The sequence below is a fragment of the Clostridium aceticum genome (assembly GCF_001042715.1).
In the GTDB taxonomy this organism is placed as follows: domain Bacteria; phylum Bacillota; class Clostridia; order Peptostreptococcales; family Natronincolaceae; genus Andreesenella; species Andreesenella acetica.
The window spans coordinates 1-5719 of record NZ_CP009688.1 but is presented as its reverse complement, the minus strand read 5'-3'; the positions used below and the strand labels follow the sequence as shown (position 1 = coordinate 5719).

5 protein-coding genes and 2 pseudogenes are annotated in these 5719 nt (G+C 31.7%); all 7 read right to left on the bottom strand.

What is annotated here, in order from left to right; genetic code table 11:
• Positions 1-176 precede the first annotated feature (176 nt).
• Positions 177-356 carry a hypothetical protein gene (locus CACET_RS19285; RefSeq protein WP_044826349.1) on the bottom strand — a complete coding sequence of 60 codons (180 nt, stop codon included), beginning with the start codon at positions 354-356 and terminating at the stop codon, positions 177-179.
• Positions 357-648: 292 nt separating this feature from the next.
• Positions 649-1371 carry a zonular occludens toxin domain-containing protein gene (locus CACET_RS19280; protein WP_044826348.1) on the bottom strand — a complete coding sequence of 241 codons (723 nt, stop codon included), beginning with the start codon at positions 1369-1371 and terminating at the stop codon, positions 649-651.
• Positions 1372-1380: 9 nt separating this feature from the next.
• Positions 1381-1638: a hypothetical protein gene (locus CACET_RS19275; RefSeq protein WP_052661580.1), complete on the bottom strand. Its 258-nt coding sequence runs from the start codon at positions 1636-1638 to the stop codon at positions 1381-1383.
• Entirely contained in the window at positions 1635-2648 is a 1014-nt protein-coding gene (locus CACET_RS19270) for a hypothetical protein (RefSeq protein WP_044826347.1), read from the bottom strand. The genes CACET_RS19275 and CACET_RS19270 overlap by 4 nt, the downstream gene beginning before the upstream one ends.
• Positions 2649-2775: 127 nt before the next feature.
• A pseudogene (locus CACET_RS19265) lies at positions 2776-3874 on the bottom strand (RNA-guided endonuclease InsQ/TnpB family protein).
• Positions 3875-3878: 4 nt separating this feature from the next.
• Positions 3879-4275, bottom strand: a pseudogene (gene tnpA, locus CACET_RS19260) (IS200/IS605 family transposase).
• A gap of 186 nt (positions 4276-4461) precedes the next feature.
• A complete protein-coding gene (locus CACET_RS19255; RefSeq protein WP_052661581.1) occupies positions 4462-5637 on the bottom strand; it encodes a protein rep in 1176 nt (391 codons plus the stop codon).
• Positions 5638-5719: the final 82 nt, after the last annotated feature.

Below are 5719 nucleotides of genomic sequence, written 5' to 3'. Positions count from 1 at the left end.
TGCCAAAATTAAACATTAAAAACCTTACTTTTAAGGTGCGAATTGTGATAGTACTGGTTTAATATTTCTTTCCGCAGCCATTAATACACTTCTAGTTGATAATTTTAAACACCGCTGTTTAGAATATTGTTTACCGCTTGGATAAAACCGTTGCTCCGCTATCCAAGGCGGCAAGTTTAATCTTGCTGCTTTATTTCTAATACAGGCTTCTTGAATTCATTCTCCAATAATATCATAATTAATTCTGATTGTGATAAACCTCTCTCATTAGCCATAATCTCAAGTATCTTCTTTTGCGTTTCTGTCATTCTAAGAACTAAAGACTTATTTTTAGTTTCTGGTTTCCTTGTAAACAATCTATACACCCCCCTATATATCATTAAATATATACTATCATGTATAGACACTTTTGTAAATCTATTTTATTAAGCATTTTGATAATAATACCAAAGAGTAGCTGCTATAGCTGCAGCACTTAACATTAACCATATAATCACGAACATTTATTTTACACACCTCCTATTTGTTTGGATATTATTCAATTTTTAGATCTAAATATTGACTGCTGCCACGTGATCCATGACATCAGGATTCATTTTTTTACGAACATTATATTTCTTGATTTAAAGGGAAGAAAAAAGTCCAACGCTACGCTACTTTTTTCTTTCCCTTTAAATCTGAGAACCTTTTATGTGCGTTATAAATTTTCCTATAGTGTTTTGAAGTCCATGGAGTAATAGCGAAGAAATTAACTCCAATCCTTGCTCTAACTCCATACCAATATTGCACTTCTGCAAATACTTTTATTTTGAATAGGTTTAGCCAATAACCTATACAAAAGTTATTGACTTTCCGATGAATATGATTGTATTCAAATAGACAACGTATTTGTGCATCTATCAACCTATCAAATTGACTTATAATTATCATGTCAAAACCTAAGTGTCTATGGAGTGTCATAAACTCTATCCAGCGTTCACGATAATTAGGGTCTACCTGCTTTTTATTTTTCATCACCGTTGGGGACCAAATCAGTTGTGCCTCATCTATTATTATTTTTGATTGTCCTTCAATGCCCACCATGTGAAATTTCATAGCATAATCTTCTAGAAATTTTGTGTTCAGCTGATCGAGTCTTATAGAATAGATTTTGCCATAGTCTTTTAACTTAGTATTAATAGGTTTAAGTTTTAATTTCAATCTAATTTTATTAACAAGTTGCTTCAGTTTTGATGTAATAAGATACTCTCTATTAACTGTCATATTAACAAGTATTATATTTTGTTTAGCATGTCGAACTTTAATCCATATGTATCTAGCTATATTAAGACTTTTTCCACTTCCTGGAGTACCACTATAAAAACTTATCATATTATCCCCCTATTCAATTGTTTTTCCCCATCTCATCGCAGTTGATATTACATAGTAACTTATAATTGCAGTAGTCCAGTAAGTTAATATAGTTATCATGGCATCTACGGATATAAACCAATTCAACATGCCTAAATATTCTGTTACTGCTGAATTTGAAATAGTTTGAAAAGGACTTGAAGGTAATAATCCGATAATTGCCCCTAAAACCGTTCCTAATGCTTTAATAAGTAGATTAATAAAAGATGCTAGTGCTTGCCATATCATGATAACACCTTCCTTGTAACAAGTATTAAACCAAGATTAAATACAATTAACGTTCCCCAACGTGTTATTTGTGCAAATCGTTCCATAGCTGCTAAATTAATCTCTATATCTCCTTGATAAAAGGGTAAATTCCAAGTAGTCGTAAAAACTGGGACAACGACAGGAGATTGCAATGATTCAATGCTATTTTTTAAATCAAATGGCAAACAGAAAGGAAATTTTGTTGCTATAGGTAGATTTTTCAACGGGTCTAAATTCAAACTAAAATCAGTTGGAAACGCAAACAAACTAGTTAACCATGAACTTATAGATGATAACCAACCTGTTATTCCTGTTAAATCCGGGGTTAGTGGTGGATTTAGTACAGGATTCTGAACACCTATTCCTGTATGCGTATATGTTCCTTGCCATGTTGTTCCGTCAGAACCTGAAAAAGAACCATCGAAAACTAATTGACCGTCTGCTGTCCAAGACCATTTGCCTTGCCACGTTCCAGGAATATCTAATGGAGGACTATCTATTGCAGTTCCAGTACTTCCATCTATGCCTTCCCCTTGCCATGTTCCACTATCGTTAACTATATCTTTCCATTTGCCAAACCATGAATCAGGAAATGGTATCGGAGGCACCATAGGATTTTGTTGACTTGGATTTTCACTAATAACATCTTCATATGTTTTCCCTACTAGAGCTGATAAATCTGGATTTGCACCTATATCAATACTTCTAGTACCTGTATGTAAGTTTTCATAATCCCAAAACGGATTGCTAATCGGTTCTTTTCCATCATATTCAAAATTTATATTTGGATAATTTGAATTTGCAATTTCATCCGTTAAAGTAACATCGGAATAAACATCAGAAGTTGAAATTAAATCTTGAATTTCATTCCAAACAACAACTCCATCTCCTGTATTTAAAGGTATACCACTATTAAAACTAATTTTTTGACTACCAGCATAATACAATCTTCCTTCACTAGTTACAGATAAATGACCATCATGCTTCATTTGACACTCCCACAGCTAAAGCAGTGGGATTCTTGAGTGATTAAACCGAAGTACATTTCTGCTATCGGAGTATGACCTCAAGCTTAGGGTATGCCATTACCCCTCCTAGAGCAGTACATATAGTACCCTAGGCTAGTAGACTTTTACCATCTACTACAGGTGCATTAATTATATTTATAGCACCTACTCTATCCCTATGTGTTTTAAAACCACAGGAGCATTTATATTTTCTATCTCTTGCTTTATTTAGTTTCTTACATTCAGGGCATATTTGAGAAGTGTATTTAGGATCAACATATTCAACCTTTATCCCCTTCAATAGTGCCTTATACTCTATGAATTGAGCTAGACGATAGAATGACCATGTATGTAGATTTTTTTCGTTTTTACGGCTTGTTCTTGCCGTGTTTCTGATATTCGTTAATTTTTCAAGCCGAATATCAGAAACATTATTATTTACTGCAAAATTAATTATTTCTCTACTTACTTTGTGGTCTTGGTCTGTCATCCAACGTTGTTCTTTATCATCAAGCTTTTTAATGACTTTAAGCTTCTTGGCTTTTCCAAGTTTTTTACGTTTCGCTTTATATTTACGTTTGACGTATTTATTTTGCCTACCGTTTCCAAAAAAAAACGTTTTTCCTGAATCGGTTACAGCTACAGCAGGAACTTTTAGGCCTAAGTCAACACCCATTACAACATCACCTTTAACTATATGAGATACTTTTTCAACACTTATTTGAGCGATATATTTATTGCTTTTCTTAGTTATACGCAATGCTCCCAAAATGACCTTCTAGTTGTTTTAGCTGATAGTCTGTCATGATAGTTCTAGTTTGAATACGCTGCGATTTCCCATCTATAATAACGGGAAAACTAAGAATACCGTCTTTAAGTGAATAATTTTGATTATTCCATATACAGACAGGTTTTTTAAGGGTAGCTACATTGATTACTTTTTGTTTATCAGTAGGCAGTTTGGAATTAGCCTTGATAGCTTTCTTGTACTTAGTACAGATACTTTTGGCATCTCTAATAGATTGATTTTTCACTGCACTTGGCATATTTGCAAAAACATCTTTAGATGATAGCTTTACTCTTTCTTCTGATTGGAGCGTAGATGAAACAAGGCTATTAACAGTATGGATATATTCTTTTGATATAGATTCTATTAGTTGTACTTGTTCTTTTGTCAAAATAATATTAAATTTTACTGTTATCTGCATTGTTTCACCCCCTTGTTTTTTGTTCTTCAATATCGTTTTATAGTTTCACTTGATACATTTCCTGCGGTAGATACAAAATAGCTTCTTGTCCAAAGACTTGGCAAATGTCGCAGATGTTTAAATTCCTGCCTTAATAATCGAGAAGTCACTCCTTTCACTTTTGCCATTATGTCTGCTGGACTTAAATGAGGAAGTGCATTGACAAAAAGATGGCAGTGGTCTTTATCACATTCTATTGCCAAAATTTCTATTTCAATGTCTTTACAAATCTCATTGAGAAGCTGTTTAAATTTTATTTCAACTTCTCCAACTAGAACTTTACGTCTGTACCTTGGACAGAAAACAAAATGATAGTTTATTAAAGATACTGTTGTTTGTGTTCTTCTATAATCTTGTCCCATATATTTATAGTATCAGTTTTAAACTGAAACTGCAACAAGAAGATTAAAAGAAACGCCTTTCATCCCACGATTGAAACCGTGGGCTTTCAGGCGAATTTACTGTAATCTATTAAACATACACCCAAATGAAGCTTTAAAAGAAATTAAAAAAGAGAGCAATTAAGCCCTCTTTATGCTATAATGTTATTATTCAGAGTATATTTTTCTTAAATACGTAAATATTTTTTTCCTTGATATAAGAGTATACTCAGTATCATCTAGAAGCTTCTGTATCTTCTCAACACGATATGCAGGAGCTTCTCCTTCATTTTTGATTAAATACTCTCTTATCCATTCATACATTTCATTTACTTCTTCAGCCATTAATATATCTTTAATATTATAAAAAACTCCATAACCTTGTATCTGTCTTATACTATGCAATGCATATTCTAATACTCTAAAATTTTTATAAGTCATTTTGTTACTACCTTTTACATTCTCCTCTGCCGGATCATTCTTCACCATGTATTTAAAAACTTCTAAAAAATCATCTTCTTTTGCCTTATCCATCATGCAACTATAACCTTTTTCCAGTTTATCTATATTTTCCTTAGTCAATCTTTCCCCATTATATAAAAGATACCAAGATTTCTGTAACAATATTTCAAAATCTGAAAATAATCTAGTTGGTCTTTTTTTATAATAATCATAAGAATAGTTATTTATATTTTTTTTATCTGTTATAAATTCATTTTGATTATCCAATACTAATATCAAATGCAAATGCGGATGATAATAGTCACCGCTATAAGTTACCTCCAACGACCTTATTGCACCTAAGTATCCAATATCAAAATCTAAACCCTTTACTTGTTTTTTACCTTTTAAATATTCTGTTAAATAAGTTAATGCTTTAAATTGCTTTTTAATCTCTTTTTTCAATTCTTCCCCTGTATGATCTACAATATTTGGTGTAGTTAAAACCATTTGATATAATTTATCTTTATACTGTTCAAGCAAAGGCATATTTTTCGCCATCCTTGAAGCTTGCTTTACTTTCTTACAATTACTACAAAACTTATCATTACATAATAAAGTAGACACATAATCTTTTACTTTAAGTTTTTCATAAACTTCAACTTCCCATTTCTTATTACAATTAGCTAACTTATCTCTTTTATGTTCTAATTTTTCAACAAAATAATCTTCATAAGTAAATCTAGTATAATCCAAAATAGTCTTTTTCTTCTTTACAGGTCTAGAATCTTCTATGTATTGATTGTAATAACCTACAATCAACTTATTATACTGATTATTATTATGAACCGATTGTAAATGATTTTTAGAAACCCTTACATCTTTAAGTATCTTCTCATCCAAATTTTGCCCCCCTTTCAGGATAACGTTAAAATTTCAATTTTAGCCGACTTGTTTGTAATATATCAAGAAAGAGCAAGTTCCG

Coding starts and splice junctions, on each gene's coding strand:
- CACET_RS19280 (WP_044826348.1), bottom strand. CDS start 1,371: ATGATAAGTTTTTATAGTGGTACTCCAGGAAGTGGAAAAAGTCTTAAT.
- CACET_RS19275 (WP_052661580.1), bottom strand. CDS start 1,638: ATGATATGGCAAGCACTAGCATCTTTTATTAATCTACTTATTAAAGCA.
- CACET_RS19270 (WP_044826347.1), bottom strand. CDS start 2,648: ATGAAGCATGATGGTCATTTATCTGTAACTAGTGAAGGAAGATTGTAT.